Annotated in this window: 2 protein-coding genes; both read right to left on the minus strand. The window is 38.5% G+C overall.

Annotated elements, in window-relative coordinates; genetic code table 11:
• The coding region (locus tag FFM71_RS13285; protein ID WP_171000584.1) for an IS630 family transposase at nt 1–641 on the minus strand (641 nt) is incomplete at its 3' end.
• Nucleotides 623–1,099: a helix-turn-helix domain-containing protein gene (locus FFM71_RS13290; protein ID WP_137612625.1), complete on the minus strand. Its 477-nt coding sequence runs from the start codon at nt 1,097–1,099 to the stop codon at nt 623–625. The genes FFM71_RS13285 and FFM71_RS13290, both read right to left, overlap by 19 nt.
• Nucleotides 1,100–1,131 lie beyond the last annotated feature (32 nt).

Raw genomic sequence — 1,131 nt, forward strand, 5'->3', positions numbered from 1 at the left:
GTTGTGAATTGCCAATCTATTGATAAATTTTTAGCATTACGTTCACTACACCATGCTGCTACTTCTCGTTTTAATTGTTCCATTTCTGGAATTCGCCTGTTGATACATTGACGACTTAATAAGTTCAGCCCAATTTCAGCTATATTTAACCAGCTTCCATGCTTGGGTGTGTGATGTATTTCTAATTTCTTCGCCAATCGGCGAGCCTCTTTTGGCTCGAAACGTTTATACAGTGCTCCGATTGTATGAGTATTTAGATTATCCATTACTAGAACTATTTTATCGGCAGACGGATATAATTCATCGACCATCCATTTAATTATCTCAGCGAAGTCGCAAGCAGTTCTTCGCTTCCGGATATCCACATATTGTTTTCCAGTTAATGGTTCTATCAAACCGGTTATTGCACAATATCCATTACGAGTATATTCATAATCTATTTTCTTTGGACTCATTTTACGGGTTGGAAGTGGTTCGATAACATCTCCGTGAAGATTATATGGTTTCTCATCTAAACAGACCAATGGCCGATTATTATCATATGGTAATGCATACGTATCCAGTACGTCCTCCATATGAGCTACATATTCACCATCGTCTGGTTTGGGGTTTGCCCAGCTTTCTACTTGGTATGGTTTAATTTCATTTTTTTTAGTTTTCGTGCAATGGCATCACGCTTCACAGGATGTTCAAGTATGGTTGCTGCTTCCTGCTCAAGCAAGCTGTATGACCAGCGTGTGTAGCCCTCAGGGGCTGGGCCACACGCTAAAGTTATCAACTTTGCTTCATCTTCCGCTGTAAGCTTTTGATTTGCGTGATTCGAATTGTTATTACGTTTTATTTTAAGAACTGCATCAATGCCACCTTTAAAGAAAAGTTTGATAACGGCATAAACGACACCAGTACTACAGCGATTCATTTTGGCGACGTCGATTCTAGCCATGACCTCACCATGCGATTCATCCAGATCAAGTAATAATTGAATTCGACGTTTGATGGTTTTGTTAAGGCTTTTTGCGTCCAGAAGTTTTTGTAAACGACTAACTTGATCATCGGAAAGATTGATGTGTTGTTTAACAGGTCTGATATCTGATTTCATAAAATATATCCTTTTTTGAATTGATTATATCA

Source organism: Companilactobacillus huachuanensis (assembly GCF_005404815.1).
GTDB classification, from domain to species: domain Bacteria; phylum Bacillota; class Bacilli; order Lactobacillales; family Lactobacillaceae; genus Companilactobacillus; species Companilactobacillus huachuanensis.

Bases quoted from the DNA above. Each gene is read 5' to 3' on its own strand.
- FFM71_RS13290 (WP_137612625.1), bottom strand. From the start codon at position 1,099: ATGAAATCAGATATCAGACCTGTTAAACAACACATCAATCTTTCCGAT.